This window comes from Mycoplasma todarodis (assembly GCF_965212735.1).
Lineage (GTDB): Bacteria > Bacillota_I > Bacilli_A > Mycoplasmatales > Metamycoplasmataceae > Mycoplasma_K > Mycoplasma_K todarodis_A.
The window spans coordinates 49,047-65,573 of the sequence record NZ_CBDBYJ010000002.1; the positions used below are offsets into that span (position 1 = coordinate 49,047).

Annotated in this window: 13 protein-coding genes and 1 riboswitch; of the genes, 9 read left to right on the plus strand and 4 right to left on the minus strand. The window is 30.9% G+C overall.

The genetic code is table 4. The features are described 5' to 3' along the window. Window positions 1-25: 25 nt before the first annotated feature. Window positions 26-835: a hypothetical protein gene (locus ACOMC1_RS01580; protein ID WP_420330897.1), complete on the minus strand. Its 810-nt coding sequence runs from the start codon at window positions 833-835 to the stop codon at window positions 26-28. 21 nt (window positions 836-856) lie between these two features. Next, window positions 857-954, minus strand: a riboswitch (purine riboswitch). A gap of 276 nt (window positions 955-1,230) precedes the next feature. Between ACOMC1_RS01580 and ACOMC1_RS01585 the strand changes: the two genes are divergently transcribed. Continuing rightward, window positions 1,231-2,838 (plus strand): NCS2 family permease, encoded by a 1,608-nt coding sequence (locus ACOMC1_RS01585; RefSeq protein WP_420330898.1) that lies wholly within the window; start codon window positions 1,231-1,233, stop codon window positions 2,836-2,838. A 132-nt stretch (window positions 2,839-2,970) separates the two neighbouring features. Here ACOMC1_RS01585 and ACOMC1_RS01590 read toward each other — a convergent pair whose 3' ends face one another. Then, window positions 2,971-4,806 (minus strand): Vmc-like lipoprotein signal peptide domain-containing protein, encoded by a 1,836-nt coding sequence (locus ACOMC1_RS01590; protein WP_420330899.1) that lies wholly within the window; start codon window positions 4,804-4,806, stop codon window positions 2,971-2,973. A gap of 420 nt (window positions 4,807-5,226) precedes the next feature. Between ACOMC1_RS01590 and pth the strand changes: the two genes are divergently transcribed. The 4 genes from pth (at window position 5,227) to ACOMC1_RS01610 (ending at window position 9,577) form a co-directional block, all read left to right on the plus strand. Then, a complete protein-coding gene (pth, locus tag ACOMC1_RS01595; protein ID WP_420330900.1) occupies window positions 5,227-5,781 on the plus strand; it encodes an aminoacyl-tRNA hydrolase in 555 nt (184 codons plus the stop codon). Window position 5,782: 1 nt separating this feature from the next. Next, window positions 5,783-6,643 carry a tRNA lysidine(34) synthetase TilS gene (gene tilS, locus ACOMC1_RS01600; RefSeq protein ID WP_420330901.1) on the plus strand — a complete coding sequence of 287 codons (861 nt, stop codon included), beginning with the start codon at window positions 5,783-5,785 and terminating at the stop codon, window positions 6,641-6,643. A gap of 173 nt (window positions 6,644-6,816) precedes the next feature. After that, window positions 6,817-9,000, plus strand: a complete 2,184-nt coding sequence (ftsH, locus tag ACOMC1_RS01605; RefSeq protein WP_420330902.1) for an ATP-dependent zinc metalloprotease FtsH — start codon at window positions 6,817-6,819, stop codon at window positions 8,998-9,000. A 73-nt stretch (window positions 9,001-9,073) separates the two neighbouring features. Then, entirely contained in the window at window positions 9,074-9,577 is a 504-nt protein-coding gene (locus ACOMC1_RS01610; protein ID WP_420330903.1) for a cob(I)yrinic acid a,c-diamide adenosyltransferase, read from the plus strand. Between the two features lie 32 nt (window positions 9,578-9,609). Here ACOMC1_RS01610 and ACOMC1_RS01615 read toward each other — a convergent pair whose 3' ends face one another. Further along, window positions 9,610-10,185 (minus strand): DUF402 domain-containing protein, encoded by a 576-nt coding sequence (locus ACOMC1_RS01615; protein ID WP_420330904.1) that lies wholly within the window; start codon window positions 10,183-10,185, stop codon window positions 9,610-9,612. A gap of 19 nt (window positions 10,186-10,204) precedes the next feature. Beyond that, on the minus strand, window positions 10,205-12,076 hold the full coding sequence (locus ACOMC1_RS01620; protein WP_420330905.1) for an MYPU_1760 family metalloprotease: 1,872 nt from the start codon (window positions 12,074-12,076) through the stop codon (window positions 10,205-10,207). 146 nt (window positions 12,077-12,222) lie between these two features. On the opposite strand from ACOMC1_RS01620, the gene trmB reads away from it, so the two are divergent. From trmB to tsaE, 4 genes are all read left to right on the plus strand, one after another. After that, on the plus strand, window positions 12,223-12,831 hold the full coding sequence (gene trmB, locus ACOMC1_RS01625; RefSeq protein ID WP_420330906.1) for a tRNA (guanosine(46)-N7)-methyltransferase TrmB: 609 nt from the start codon (window positions 12,223-12,225) through the stop codon (window positions 12,829-12,831). A 42-nt stretch (window positions 12,832-12,873) separates the two neighbouring features. Then, window positions 12,874-14,187, plus strand: a complete 1,314-nt coding sequence (locus ACOMC1_RS01630; protein WP_420330907.1) for a low temperature requirement protein A — start codon at window positions 12,874-12,876, stop codon at window positions 14,185-14,187. Window positions 14,188-14,274: 87 nt separating this feature from the next. After that, entirely contained in the window at window positions 14,275-16,044 is a 1,770-nt protein-coding gene (locus ACOMC1_RS01635; protein WP_420330908.1) for a hypothetical protein, read from the plus strand. A gap of 75 nt (window positions 16,045-16,119) precedes the next feature. After that, the gene (gene tsaE / locus ACOMC1_RS01640) at window positions 16,120-16,506 is read left to right on the plus strand and encodes a tRNA (adenosine(37)-N6)-threonylcarbamoyltransferase complex ATPase subunit type 1 TsaE (RefSeq protein WP_420330909.1); all 387 of its coding nucleotides are present in this window, start codon (window positions 16,120-16,122) and stop codon (window positions 16,504-16,506) included. Window positions 16,507-16,527: the final 21 nt, after the last annotated feature.

A 16,527-nucleotide genomic window follows, 5' to 3' on the forward strand; every position in this document is an offset into this window, starting at 1 on the left:
AAAACAAGCACTTGCTTGATTTTTTTTATTGAGCTTTTTGATCTTTAATTCATCTGATTAATATATAGAAATCAATAACTGTGAATAGACCTGAGATTGCTGCTAATGATAGTAATGGAACATCTTGAACCACTTTCATCAGGATGTAATATACTACGAATATAACATTGGCAATAGTTCAGAAAACAAATGTTCATGTTCATCTAAATAGAACCATAACAACAATAGCTGCTGATGAGAATGAGAAACCTAAAATTCCTAATCATTGAACTCAGTCAATTTGGTGTTGTCTTTGTCCATCTCCTTTGGCACTTAGCTTATCGAAGATCATGTAGTAAGGGAAGATTGTAAGTAGTGCAACTGTAATAGCTATTACTAATTCAATTGATAATACTTTCTTTTTAGCTGGAATAATATCTTCTTCGTGGTCTTTAAATTTTGATAATCCAGAAAGTGCTGACATTCCAAATACAAAGATTTGAACAACTCCTGGACCCATTGAACTTGTGAAACCTGTGTTTCATCCTGAGTAACCAATCATTAATAGACCCATACCTGTAAGTAAGGCTCCAACTAATAGGAAAGGTAACTCCTGTTTCATTCTGTGCATTCTATTCATAACTACTAGAGCAGAAGTGAATGATGCTAATAGAACAAGAATTTGTCCGATGATTGCATATGGATTTCCACTTGTTCAGTTACGTGAGGCTACAAGCCCCTTATCTATATCGAATATAGAGAAGAAAACCATCCCAAATAAGAAGGTTCCAACCATGATTCATTCTAGTATTGTTTGCTTTTTAAAAAGCTCTTTTCAATATTTCATTGTGTACATAAGGTACTTCCTTTCTACCAAAAGAAAATACATAAAAAGGAATGTGGCAAATTAATGGTTCGCCGTAGAGACTCTCTTCCATATTAAGAGATTAATTCTTTTGGTGTTAGTATTATATACTATTAGTCAAAAAATGCAAATTTGTAATTTTATGACATATTGGAGATTTTTTCTTTATAATAGTCTATGTTAACTGTGTATTTATATCCGTAATATGCTCGGATGTCTCTACAAGGCAGCGTAAATGCCACTAATACCAGATTCTCGGTAATACAAAGTTAACCACTAAAATGCGGCAGCTTTGTATTTTTCTATGCAAAAATCTATTGATTTAAGATTTATAATTTTAATGTGCGAAAATAACAAATGTTCCGCTACTTGAAAGGAAAATAAAAATGAATAAAACTTCTAAAATGAAGACTAAGAATCCAGATGGTAATTTTATCGCTAGATACTTCAAGTTTTCAGATAGACAGACAACATTCAAGAAAGAGATGCTTGGTGGATTAATCACTTTCCTTGCAATGGCTTATATTTTAGCTGTTCAGCCAGGAATGATGGATACCTTGAACTACAAATACCCAGGTTCAATGCCAATGGGTGGTGTATTCTTAGCTACAGTTATTTCTTCTTTTGTTGCTACGATGATTATGGGACTTTTAGCCAATGTTCCTTTATCACTCGCTCCAGGTATGGGGATTAATGCATTCTTTGTATTTACTGTATGTATCGTTTTAGGTATTGATCCTTATGATGCAATGGCTACAGTTCTTGTATCAGGTTGACTATATTTCATAATTGCTATTACACCAGCAAGGAAATATATTTCGAAAGCTGTTCCTAAAAACTTAAAAATAGCAATAGGTGCAGGTATAGGATTCTTCCTAGCATTCATGGGATTACAAGATGCGGGTATTATCCAATCAGACGCAAGTATGATGACTGCTAAGGATGGTAGTCACTCTGTTATCTCGGCGACTTCTGTAAAACTGGGGGACTTTGCAAATCCAGTAGTTATAGTTGCTATTGTTGTAATTTTCTTAATGTTTATCTTACACTTCATGAAAGTTAAAGCCGGAATCATTATTTCAATGATTTTAGGTATTGTTTTAATGGCCATCCTATATGGTGCAGGTGTAAAAGGATTTTCTAGTGCTTTCAAAATGAAAAGTTACTCAGAAGAATTCGGAGGATTTTCTAAGATAGCTGGTAAAGGTTGAACACATCTAGGTTCAATGTTTAAAAACCCACTTTCATATATAGCGATATTCGTATTCCTATATACTGACTTCTTTGATACAACAGGTACACTATTTGTTATTGGTGAAGCTTCAGGTATCAATGAAAGAGAAGGGGATAAATGAATGACTAAAGCTAACATAGCCGATGCTACCGGAACTGTTTTCGGTGCTTCAGTTGGTGCTTCAACAGTTACTTCATTTGTTGAATCAACAACAGGTACTGCTGCCGGTGCTAGAACAGGATTTGCATCAGTGGTTACTGCATTCTTATTCTTAGCTTCAATGGCACTTTGACCAATTATGAGTCCGTTAATGCCGGTTACAAATGAGTTTACTCATGCGGGAGCAGTTACAACGCCAACACTTAAACCAATTACTGCCCCAGTTCTTATACTTGTTGGATCGCTAATGATGATGCAACTTAAAGAGTTCAACTGAAAAGAGATGATTGACGTTCCTGCGTTATTCTTAACTATATTAATTACTATGCTTACTTATTCAATTTCTGCTGGTATGGCCGCAGGTATCATTGTATTTGTTATATTAAATTCAATTGCTGGTTTAAGACAATACATTGACATCAAAAGAGGCAAACCAATGTTCACCGTTGGAGATGAGGGAGAAATAATCACCTCGGATATTAAGGGTAAAACTGGTGTTGAAACTAAAACTAATTATTGAAAACGGTTAAACATTCCATTATTAATAATGTTTGTATTAGCAATGGTTTACTTCGGAACAACAGTTCTATATATGTACTAATCAAAAATAATATTAAATGAAGCTAAGTTTATATAGTTTTCATTATTCAAACACTGGCATTCGCTAGTGTTTTTCTTATAAAGATAATATAAAAAAAGTGCACTCCGTATTGGTGTGCGCTTTTAAAAAAGATTAAGAAAGTTTGTTTGCGATAACTGATAGTATTCTTGCGCCTAGAGGTTCTGGTTGGTATCCTCTGATTCCAAGTGTTGATGTTCTTGGACTTGTTAGTTGTACAAAGTTATTATCTAAATCGACAATTGCTTTCATTGAATATTCATGAGCTTGGAAAATAGTACCATCATGATTGTATACCCTTACTCCTGAGTCTCCAGGTATTAGTGCTACATCAAAAGCAGATGTAGAGAAACTATCATTTTCTAATTCATAAATAAATCTAATTGAACTATATGATTTAATGTCATCGATGTATCATCTTTGAGTAAATAAATCATGGTTGGCATCATTGTGAAAGTTTGTTGAGAATATGATATCACTTGAAAGATCTTCGACATCATTTCTTAAAGCTTGAACTTCTGATTCAATGTTTCAAGTTTTTGCTTGGTTATCATTAGCTAATTCTGTTAGTTGTTCAATGTAATGGAAAATGTTTGCAATTGAATCTTGAACTGTTGAAAGTAAATTTTGATTTTCAGTAGCTAAACTATGATTATCAGCAATTGCATTTTCTATAGTATTAATTGCATTTTCATGGTCAGTCATTCTATCTAAAATGATTTTAATGTTATCTTCAGTTAGACGCATGTTTGTGTCTATTTTTTGATCCAATTGGTCCGCTGATAATTTTAAGTCTGCTTCAGCATTTAGAAGTTTATCATCTAAATCTTCAATGTTTTGTTTATTCTCTTGAATTCTACTTTCTAGATTAGTTAAGTTTGTGTTGATATTTTCAATTTCAGTTTTATTATCATGGATATGTAATTGATTCATAAATATATCTGAATAGTTACTTTGAATTCCTTCTCAAGCTGCTAAATTACCTTGTGCAACTTCACTTGATAATCCATCTATTACACTTGTAATGTATGTATCGTAATCAATCAAGTAATTATTTAAATGAGAAAGTTCCAATTCCATTGAATTTGCTTTTTCCATTATGGCGTCAATTGATGCATTTGTATTTGCATTGGAAATAATTAAATCTTGGTATGTTTGATCCGCCATATTTTGAAGAGTTGTTATTAAAGCTAATTGACTTCCTAATTGTTCTTTAATAGCATCTCTTTCAGATTGAGTTAAACTTGCTATGTCATTTAATTGAGAAACAAGTTTAGTGTTAAGGTCCTCTAAATCTTTTTGGTTATCAGCCTTATGTTCTATGATGCTTGCATGTATAGATGCAATGTGTGTTTCAACATCTGTCTTAAGACCGTTTAAATCATTTGTTAAGAAGTTAGTTACTTCATCTATTTGTGTTTTGGCATCTGCAATTTTAGTATTCATCGCATCTGTGTTTGAATCAAAAACAACTTTTTCTACACGTTCATCAATTAGTGTTTTGTAATAATTGATGTCATGGTGGCCAACATACCCTGATGAGATTTGAGTTGATAATGTTTCTAGCTCATCAAAGTATGCTTGTATTTGGTTTCCTATGAATGTGTTTGTTGCAGCTTGGCCGGCTGGCACTGATTGATTCTTTATGTTATCGATAATTTGTTCGATTCTGTCATCTGTTTCAGAAATTAATGCGGAAATAACATTATTGCTGGCAGCGTTTCCGTTTTCAAATGGTGAAATTATAAGATCATAAAAATCATCATATGCAAGTTCCCCGTTAGAATCCCCTGATACATGTGCTAATTCATTTAATTCAGTATTGATGTTTTTTAGCACTTCATTAGTTGTGACTTTTTTCTCTGTTTCCTCGGTTCCACAAGCCACTACTGTAGCTAATGGTGTTGCAACTGTTGCAACCACACCTAATGTTGATAATAGTTTTTTCATATCTCTCCTTTATTAAGAATGTTTTTTCATCGATATTCAGTTTTCTTTATGCGTATATTTTATGTTCCCCTTCGATATCTTTTCCTCCTATCACTATATAAATTATACTCCTCCAACGAATTGAAAAGTAGTATTGTGATTTAACTAATTCTTAAAATAAGAGCATAAATTTAACATCATATATAAAGAATAAAGAGGAAATTTTTATTAATAAATAATTAGGTATTTTAATTGTAAAAAACATAAAAGTCTTTAATTGTGTGGTTTTTATGAAATTGATGGGTTGAATGTTGTCTCTTGAATAGTTATTTTTTTGTTTAAAAAATTATTGATTTTAACAGTCATTTTCTTTGTGAAAAAATATTTCAATTTTATTGGTTTAATGCAAAAGTTTTCATTATTTTAATCTATAATTTGATTATGAAATTAATAGTAGGACTTGGTAATCCAGGTAAACAATATGAAAATACAAGACACAACGTTGGATTTGATGCAGTTGATAAACTTGCAGATATCTTAGGTGTGGATCTTAATAAAGAAAAATTTAATGCACACTTTAATAAAGTGGGTGATGTTTTAATTGCTAAACCTCAAACATTTATGAATCTTTCAGGTGATGCTGTTCAAGCAATGATGCACTTCTACAAAATACAACCAGAAGATGTATTGATTATTTATGATGACATGGATCACGGCGTGGGAAAAGTATCAATCAAAACAACTGGTTCAGCAGGTGGACAAAATGGTGTTAAAAGTATCATAGCTAACATGGGCACTCAAAAATTTGCAAGAATTAAAATAGGTATTGGTAGAGGTCAAGATACAGTTAAACATGTTCTTGGTAATTTCTCCAAAGAAGAAAGAACTCATGTTGATAAAGTAATTGAACATGCAGCTAAAGCAGCCAAGTTCTTTATGACAAATGACATTAATAAAGTTATGAATAGATATAACGTAAAAGGTAAGCAGGTTTAATATGAAATTATTAGCAGTATCAGGTGGACCAGATTCAATGCTTATGCTTTACAAACATAGGAAGAAAAAAATAGTTGTTGCACACGTTAATTACAATGCAAGACCAGATTCAATTAATGATCAAAGTATAGTTGAGAACTTCTGCGAACAATTTAATATACCCCTAAAGATTTTGACTCTTAATGAAAAACCAGAATCAAATTTCCAATCATGAGCAAGAGATGTTAGGTATGACTTTTTTAAAGAAGTTTATGATGAATTTTCTTGTAATGAATTATTGGTGGCTCACCATAAAGATGATTTCCTTGAAACAGCATTAATGCAACAAGAATCAGGTAGAGAACCAAGATACTTTGGAATTAAAAAGAAATCATTCTTAAAAGGTATGAACATTACTAGACCATACATTGATAAATATTGAAAAGATGATATGCTATCACTTTGTGAAATTTATAATATTCCTTACGCGATTGATTCTTCAAACAGTAAACCAATTTATACAAGAAACAAGAAACGTTTAGAATTAGCTGAACTAAGTTTAAAAGCTAAAAACCAAAGACTTTCATGATTCAAGATGTCTAATAGAATCTTGGTTAAAAAACACTTGAAAGTTATGAGTTATTATAAGTTGTGAAGAAAGTCAGATTTTTCAATTGAAAGATTTGAAATACTGCATTATCCAAATGAAATATTATTTGAATTCTTACACGAATTTGGAACTAATATCAACATCACTGCAGATAAGTTAACTTCAATAATAGCCTTTATACAATCTAAGAATGGTAAGGCAGAATATAAGATTTCAGCAAATCAATATATTAAAAAAGAAAACAAACACATATCAATCATTACTAAAAAATAGCACTCATAAACCAAGAGTGCTATTTTTATTCGTTTATTTTGTTATAATTCAAATACTTGAAATATATAAAAATATTGCAATGTGACAAAGTATTCATATTGTATTTATATGTAAAAAAGGTATAATTTAATTATCTTTTATTTTAAGAGAGGTTCAAGGGAGGACATTTAAAAATGGCACAAGAAGTAAAAAACAAAAAGAAGTTTAATTGAGTCGGTTTCATAATCTTGCTATTAGTTATGGCTGGTCTAGGAGCATTAATTTGATATATATGATTCAATAAAGCTGCATCTAAGAGTTACAGTGATTTCAATCAGAGGTATAATGCTGCAAAAGCAGATACTAAAGATAATAAATACTTTAAAGAAATTAAAATCGATGAAAACTATAAAAAGATTTATGTAGTTGAACACGATGGTAATAAAGATATTTCATATTGAGTATATGCACCGTCATCAGCTCAAATATATGATTTATCAAGAACAATCATTGGAGATACTACTAATAAACTAGTAGGGAATCATGATGCATTTATGTCTGGTTCAAAAGATTATTTTGCAGATGGTGGATTTAAAGGAACACTTTACAAAGCTCCAAGTATTTGACCAAGTCTAATGCTTTCATTCCTACCAATGTTATTATTCATCGGATTCTTTATCTGAATGGCTAAAAAACAAGGCGGAGGCGGAGGTAACTCTCCATTCTCAGTTGGAAACAACAAAGCCAGAAAAATGATTTCAGATAAAAAATTCTCTGATATTGCTGGTAACGAAGAAGTTAAAGAAGAAGTTATGGAAGTCGTTGACTACCTAAAAAATCCTGCTAAATATAAATCAGCGGGTGCAAAAATTCCTAAAGGTATCCTACTAGGTGGTCCTCCAGGTACAGGTAAGACATTACTTGCTAAAGCTACAGCTGGTGAAGCGGGAGTTCCATTCTACTTCATATCAGCTTCAAACTTCGTAGAGATGTTTGTAGGGGTTGGTGCTAAGCGTGTTCGTGAAATGTTCCGTGAAGCTCGTAAGAATGCTCCATGTATTATATTTATTGATGAACTAGATGCTGTGGGTAGATCTCGTGGTGCTGGTATGGGTGGTGGAAACGATGAACGTGAACAAACACTTAACCAACTTCTAGTTGAAATGGATGGTATGGCAGATAACAATGGACTATTAGTTCTTGCTGCAACTAACCGTCCTGACGTATTAGACCCAGCTCTTCAAAGACCTGGACGTTTCGATAGAACTGTTACTGTTGGACTTCCTGATGTTAGAGAACGTGCTGCAATCCTTGAAGTACATGCTAAAGGTAAAAGAATTGATAAAGCAGTTAACTTTAAACAAGTTGCTAAACGTACACCAGGTTATTCAGGTGCGCAATTAGAATCTGTTATTAATGAAGCAGCATTATTAGCTGTTCGTGAAAACTCAGGTGTTATTACTGCAGACCAAATCGATGAAGCTATCGATAGAGTTATGGCAGGACCTGCTAAGAAATCAAGAGTTATTTCAAAAGAAGACTTAACTATGGTTGCTCACCATGAAGCTGGACATGCCGTTATTGGTATTAAAGTTCCAGGTGGACAAAAAGTTCAAAAAATTACTATTATCCCTCGTGGACAAGCTGGTGGTTATAACTTAATGACTCCAGAAAAAGAATCATACTACAACAAGAAATCAGATCTTCTTGCACAAATCGCTTCATTTATGGGTGGACGTGCTGCTGAAAAGATTATGTATGGTGAAGATGCAATTACAAATGGTGCATCTAACGATATTGAAAAAGCTACAAGAATAGCAAGAGCAATGGTCACTCAATGAGGTATGTCAGAGCTTGGACCAATTCAATATGAAGCTGATGGTGGTTCTCCATTCTTAGGTAGAGACTACATGAAAAATAAAGATTTCTCTGATGCTGTTGGACATGAAATTGACCAAGAGGTTAGAAGAATCATTGCGGAAGCACAAGCTATCGCTGAAAAAACAATTAATGAAAACATGGATCTTCTAAAAGCAATCGCAAGTGCGTTATTAGAAAAAGAAACAATCGTTGCTGAAGAAATTGAGTACATTGTTGAACATGGAAAACTTCCTGAAAAAGTTGATGTTGTTGAAAAGAAAAAAACTGAGAAAAAATCACTTAAAGATTTAATCGCAGAAGTTAAACCTTCAAAAGCTAAAAAAGCTGCTCCTAAAAAAGAAGCTGAAGAAAAAGAAGAAGTTGTAGAGAAAAAAGAAGTTGCAAAAGCTACACCAGCTAAAAAAGCACCTGCTAAAAAATCTACAACAACTAAAAAAGCTGCTCCTAAAAAAGAAGTTGCTAAAAAAGACACAACTAAAGACAAAGAAGAAAAATAATTATTTAAATACAACCTAGTGTTGTATTTTTTTCTAACAATAAAACATTTTTAAATGATTTATAATTTAACAAATGATACATATATACTACGGATTTGGGAGAGGTAAAACCTCAACATTAAATGGAACTGCTTTAAGAGGACTTTCAGCAGGTAAAACAGTCGAATACATTAGATTCCTTAAAGGAAGACCAACAGGAGAAGATGAACAATTAGAGAAGTTAGGTATTAAGATTAAGTATTTCCATCATACAAGTAAGTTTGTGATGGAAATGACCCCCTCAGAGAAACAAGAAACAAGACGTATAGTCATTAATGGTTTAAATGCAATAGCAGCCTCTAAAGCGGACTTAATCCTTATTGATGAAGGATTAGACCTTATTGAAACAGGGTTAGCAACGGAAGATGAGTTAATTCTTGCATTACAAAAGCCTTTTAACAATAATGCGGATATATTAATATCTGGACACTATGTATTAAAAGACTTATTTGAAGTTGCTGGATTGATCACTCACTTTGAACCTGAGAAACATTATTACAACGAAGGTGTAAAAGCCAAAAAAGGAATTGAGTTCTAATATTGAACTCTTTTTTAATATAAAAAAAGCGCTTAGTACGCTTTTTTATCTTTATTAATTTTTAGACCAGTTTTTAACATCTTTTGTTCTTTAAGTTGTTCAACATAAGTATTGATAACATCATAATTAAAGATACCATCTCTTTGTTTTATATCTCTTAGAACATTCTTAATTGTTGAATCAATCTTATTAATTAGTTCTTGAGGATAATTCATTTTAATTTTATGTCTTTCATATTCTTCTTTATCAACAACTCTAGTCTTTTTATTTGGATACATTTTTACATCTAAATCGTAATCAATGTATTTGATAGTTCCATCTTCAAAGTGGAATGGACTAGAAAGGTTTGTGTAGAAGTAAGAACCTGATTCTCTTAATAAAACATTCGTATTGAAGAAATCATCTTGTGAAAAGAATCATAACATTGGTTCACGAATAATTCAACGTTGACCATTATCTTCAGCTACTTTTGTTTTAAAAGCAAATAACACAGTTACAAATGGAGAAGCTTCAATAACTTTTAATCCATTTCATTGTCTATATAATCTTCCATCGTGTTTAAATGCTTGCACATTAACAATTTCACCTAGTAAAGGTATTTTTTTCATAATTTCTCCTATTCAAATTCTAGTATAGTCTAATAACTAGTTTTTTACGACCCTTTTCAATATCTGTTAGATAACGGATACGAGGGAAGATATCCCCTTCATTTCAAGTTTGTCTAAATGTTGAAATAGGAAGAACCCTATTAATAACATCACTGTTTCTTACGCTTGAATGTTTATTGATGATTTCACTTGTTGTCTTCATCTCACCATCATCAACACTACCATTATTATTTTTATCTTCTCATCATCTAAATTCTAAGTTAGGATCATATAATCCACCTCTTGATTCTAGATATTTGTTAGTAGAGAATGGTAATCATTCTTCTCCTTTTTTTGAGAAAGGATTTGAATCTATTGTACTTTGTGCAAATACTGAATCTTTTCTATCGAAACTTCAAAGTTTTTTACGCTTCTCATCGGAATCAAACTTCATAAGTTCAGTATCTAAATCACTTGGGTCAATTTTACCATTATTATCTACATAACCATAATAAAGACCTTTAACACCTTTAGGGGTTCAACCAGTTATCTTAAATTTATGTTGATCTAAACCACCATCATCATAATTAGCGTATTTATCACCAGTCTCTTTATCAACGAAGGCATGAGTTTTATTCATCCCATAAATATTACTTATCATTTTGTGATAACCCATTGATTCACGGAAAGCATCGTATATATCTTCGGCTTTTTTTGTATTTGAGAATATTGAATCTCTATAGAATGCTTTACTTTCAAATCTATCATGATAACTATCGAAACGAATCTTTGCAGAAGCGGTTGCGTCAAGCACGAAAGAATCTTGATGTATTGTCATACCGCTATTTCGTTTAAGCATATTTCTAAAAGCATTAGAATCATTTAAGTATCCAGGTTCATAATCATAAACATGCATTAATTGTCCTAGTTGTCTAGTAACTATTTCATCAAGTGAGTATCTATAGTCAACATAACCTCTATTACCAGCACCATTACCAGCAAAATCATTTTTGTAACCAGGTAAACCAAATACTTGATGTTTTTCATTGTAGTGTATTTTGTTATCGGGGTTATTAGAGTTTGCGTTTCAGAATAAGTGATTTAAACTCACGCTAGATGCAATTGAAGTTGCTTTATATTCATCTATTCAACCTTGGTGGATAGAACCTTCTCTTGGAACATCAGGATCATTTTCTAATAAACCACCCTTACCAAATAAAAGTGTTTTATCATCATAGTGCAATGTTCTATAGAACTTCTCTGTAAATTCAGAGTTTCAGTTTGTTAAATCTCATGACCCATCAGCTTTTTGTGCTTCGGGAACATTACCATCATCACCATCTCATGCTTGGTTAGAATAAGAAGTAGTGAGGTACATGTTAGCTATATGGTGTCCATATTCATGTGTAACCGTAGAAATAATTCCATCAATCTTTTCTTTGTTTGTTAGTTCTGGATGATTTTCTCAAATACTAATATTGTAGAAAGTTTCTTTAGTAAGAGGGAAGTAAAGACCGTTACTATCTTTACCAATCATATTAACATCACCAAACACCATACCATCTAGAGTAGTTATCTCTTGTCCGTGATAAAGTTTTTTATGAATTGATTCTCTCAACTCTTTAATCCCATTATCATCAAGTCAGTATTTACCATTTTGATAAGGGTAAACTTTTATTTGGAAATCTCAACTAGGGTCAGCTGCATTATCGTCATTAAGGACACCCGAGTTATATCAAATTGTTTTTGGAGTTCCGAGTTCTACATAACCTTCAAAATTACCAGAATCTTTATGAATGGCTTTGTAGATGAAGTAAGAACCAAAACCAATTGAAGAGGCTGCAAGAAGCCCGACGGGAATGTATACAAGGAGGTTTAGTTTTGATTTCTTCGATTTCTTCGATTTTTTCATATCAATCAGCCTCCTTTTTTCTTAAAAATTATATCATTTAATATTTTATTTATTGGGAAATAAGAGTATAAATCACATATAAAAGACTAAGTCTTTAAGTATGGGGGTATGTTTCTTTGTGTTGTTAATAGTGTAAAATATCTTTTATGAGATTAAGAAACAACCCAAACGCACAAGTAGAACTTGATGCTTCAAAATATACAGTAAAAGAATATCCGTTTAAAGTAAACAAAAATGTAATCATAGAATTAGGAATGGGAAAAGGAGAAATGATTACTGAATTAGCGGCACAAAACCCTGATAAATACTACGTTGGAATTGAAAAATTTGCAACAGTAGCTCACAAAGCAATGAAGAGAGCTGAGAAATTAGAATTAAATAACTTCTCAATCATTGATAAAGATATAAAAGATCTTCCAGAATTAATTGAAGGAACAGTGGAAACTATTTGATTAACTTTTTCAGATCCTTGACCAAAAGCAAGACACGAAAAGAGGAGATTAACATACAAATCATTCTTAGATCACTATAAGAATATTCTTTCAGAAGATGGAGTGATTAACATGAAGACTGATAATGATAAATTATTCCTGTATTCACTTGAATCAATGCAAGAATATGGAATGGAAATTCTAGCAGTAACAAGAGACTTCCATAATTCAAAATGAATTGAAGGTAATGTGATGACTGGTTATGAAAAGAAATGATCTGAATCAGGTAAGAATATTAACTTTTTAAGAGCAAGGTTTAAATAACCTTCTTTTTTATTTTGCTTTTCCATGTGTTAAAATATATACATGATTTTAGGAAACGCATCAAGCTTTTGAAATAAGCCAAAACTAATTAAACAACAGCGTCCAGCTTCTTTACTGGAACTGTTCTTTGATATTGTTGTTGTTGCCTTAATAGGTGGTATTGGGCATAAGTTAATAACTGAATTCCAAGCACATGAATATTCATGACATTCGATTTCATTTGTTGTTCTTCAAACGCTTTCGGTATTACTAATTTGACGTACTATAACAATGTACAGTATTAAGTTCGAGGTTCATGATTTAAGACATAGACTAGTAATAATTTCTTGTATGTTGCCGATGTCATTAATGGCTACAGCGGGTTATGTGCACAACTCTCATAATGACTCTTATACAATTTACTTAAATACAATCTCATACGCAGTGTTGATGGTTGTAGTAGCTTATACATTACTATCTGCAGCACACTTTAATAAAGAAGATAAATTCTTCTATTGACACTTAATGATTAAAGGTCTAGCAAGAGTTGTTGCATTCATATTAATAATGATAAAAATAATAGTTCCAATAATTTCAGAAGGTCCAAGTTCATTGGGTGATGCAAAATGAACAGAATTCTTTGTTGCTATGTGGGCTTCCGAGTTCGTTGTTCAAATGGTTGCTGACATGTATTCATTTACTAAAAAATATATGTGTCACTTCCCAACTATTAGTCGTCACTTATTAAAAGAAAGATACTCAATTCTTTATATAGCTTTCCTTGGAGAAATGCTTATACAAGTTATTTCATCATTTGCTGGAGAAAAATCTCATAGTGCGAATTCATTTGTATTTTTATTAGGATCAATATTCCAAATATTCCTAATGTTCTGATTATATTTTGATTTATTAAATTACAACCACTTGAAGAAATCATATAAGTCAATGTGAATCTATACATTCGTAATGCTACTTCACTTCTTCTCAATGTTATTCATATCAGCTGGATTATCGTTAATTATTCAGAAACATGCAAGACCAGCCATCTTACTTCTAGCTGTTGGTAATGCAATCCACTGAACAACTTCAAAACTTGTTTTATACTCATTCAAAAGTTTCAACAGAGACACAAGATACTTGAGACCTAAATGATTCCATACTGTATTAATTGGAATGTTTATGATTGGTATTATTGCATCATCTGCATTAGCTTACACATACACATCCCCACACATTCTTATCTGAACTGTTATAGGGTTACAAATAAGTACTATTTTATTATTGGTTGTTACACTTAAGATTTCTATTAAGAAATATAAAAGTATGACTTTAGAGGAATTTGATAAAATCGTTCCAACTATAAAACAAGATTGATAAACAACCGATTAAAGGTTGTTTTTTTCTTTATAATTTATAAATTATAAATTTAAAAGTATGAAGTTTATTTAAGCAGAAAAAGGAGAAATGATGGAAATAGAAATATTAAATAATGAATTATATTCAAAGCAAAAAATAGAATTTAAAAAATTCACCTATATTTATGGGAGAAATGGTATGGGTAAAACAACTTTAGCTAAATTATTAGAGAGAGTTTTAGGGGAACACGAGGTGGAAGAAAAAGTATATATTGAAGATATGCCAAAATCAAAATTTATTGCGAAACTTAATGATGGTTCTATGGAGGAAAAAGTTTTTTTGAGTAAAAACGGATATGTGCGTTTTGATAAAACGGGCAATATAATTCAAAAAAGTAATTTGGGTAAATTTTATTTTATGTATGAAAAGGATTACACTGAACATTCAATTATTTCTTTACCGGATATGAGTAAAATGAGGGTAAAACTGAATTTATTGAAATACTCAAAATTCCTAATTGAAAAAATACCAGAACTTATAAAATCCATTCATGAAAATAAAACAAATAATTTGCTTGTGATTATTGATATATTAAAAAAATATAAAATAAATATTGAGGAAAAAATATTGAAAGAAAAATATAGGGATTTTTTAACTAGTTTATGATTTGATCTCGGCTTCCGTAATAAAAACTGATTTCAAACTATTAATAAAATCAAAAAATGGAATATTAGAAAATTAGAAAATTTAATTATAGATCTTAAATGTAGTACCTTTTCAACAATGTTTATAAAAAGCAAAAAAATATCTGAAGAATTAGCGGATAAAGAAATAAAGACGATAAGAGTTTTATTTTTATTCTTGCTCATTGCAAATGCTATGGGAACTGAAGAATACGGTAAAAGAAATAAAAAAAATGAGATATCTAGAGAAAATACTTTTTATTGGCATGAATTCATTAGTGATGAAATAAGTGAAAAAATATTTTTTGAAAGAGTATATGATGAAGAATGGGTTGAATTAAAAACACGCAGGCTTAAATTGAAATATAAAGAAATGATTGAAAATAGACAACAAAACGAAGAATTATCAAAAGATATATTGGCGGCTTTTGATTTAGGTGAAAAATATAAATACAACGATTCTGGATCATTGGTTTTGAAAGCTAATAATAAGAGAATTATTATGTTGAGTAAATCAGAACAAAAAGTATTTGATTTTATCAAAAAGATATCTGAAGCAAAAACTTCAAAACATAAACAAATAACATTTATTTTTGATGATCCTGTCGATTCTTTTGATGAAGAAAAAGCATTATTATGATCTCATTTATTGCCAAGGATAGAAAATATTATTAATAATAATTCATCGCACCAGAAAGAGGTTAATCTAATTGTTTTATCAAATCGTTGAACTTTTATTAATAATTTATTGAAAAATGGTTGAATTTCTGCGGAAGAAAAAAATAAAATACAAACTTTAACTATAGCGAAAAGACGAACAAAATCTTATTTAAAGAGTTTTAATTGTACAAGAAATGCAATTCCCGTTTTTCACTTTGAAATAATCGACAAAATAGCAAAGGATAAATACAAAAAAGAAATCCCGGCCAATTTCCCGAATTCTTTAAGAATATTCTTGGAATACTTGAAAATTCTTCTGAGTGAGAAACAAATTATTGAAGATATTTTCAAAAACCATAACAGTGAATATATTCATTTCTTATTAAATAGAGGGTCTCACGGTAGTATAAATGATTTTTTAGATTCACCTTTTATGGATGAAGAAAAGATGAGGTGGATAGCTCAAAGAATTACTGAATATGTCCAACAAAACTTCAAAAACTTCTACAATAATGCATTTACAAAAATGATATAGTTTCGCATAAAGATGAAGAATCATTTCAAACCTTTATTTTTTAAATATTAAATTGTTTTTCTTTATAATTCTTACATGAAACATATATCAACATCATTACAAGAAACAAAAACTATTGCTTATAACTTAGTTGAAAAAATGAAAGAAACAAAAACAAAGTTTATTTTATTCAATGGACAAATGGGTGCTGGTAAAACAACTCTTATTAAGTTTATGGCTGAAGCCTTGGGAGAAAAAAGTGTAGTAACTTCCCCGACGTTTAATATTATGAAAGTGTACGAAAAATTCATTCATATAGATGCTTACAAGATATCTGGAACGTTAGAAGAATATGAGGATTATTTTGAAGATAAATTTGTTTTTATAGAATGATCTAAGAATCTAGATGAAGACTTTGATGATTCAATAATGGTAGCTGCATCAATGAATGAAAAAAATGAACATATTTACGAGATAAAATAAAACAACTGATTAGGTTGTTTT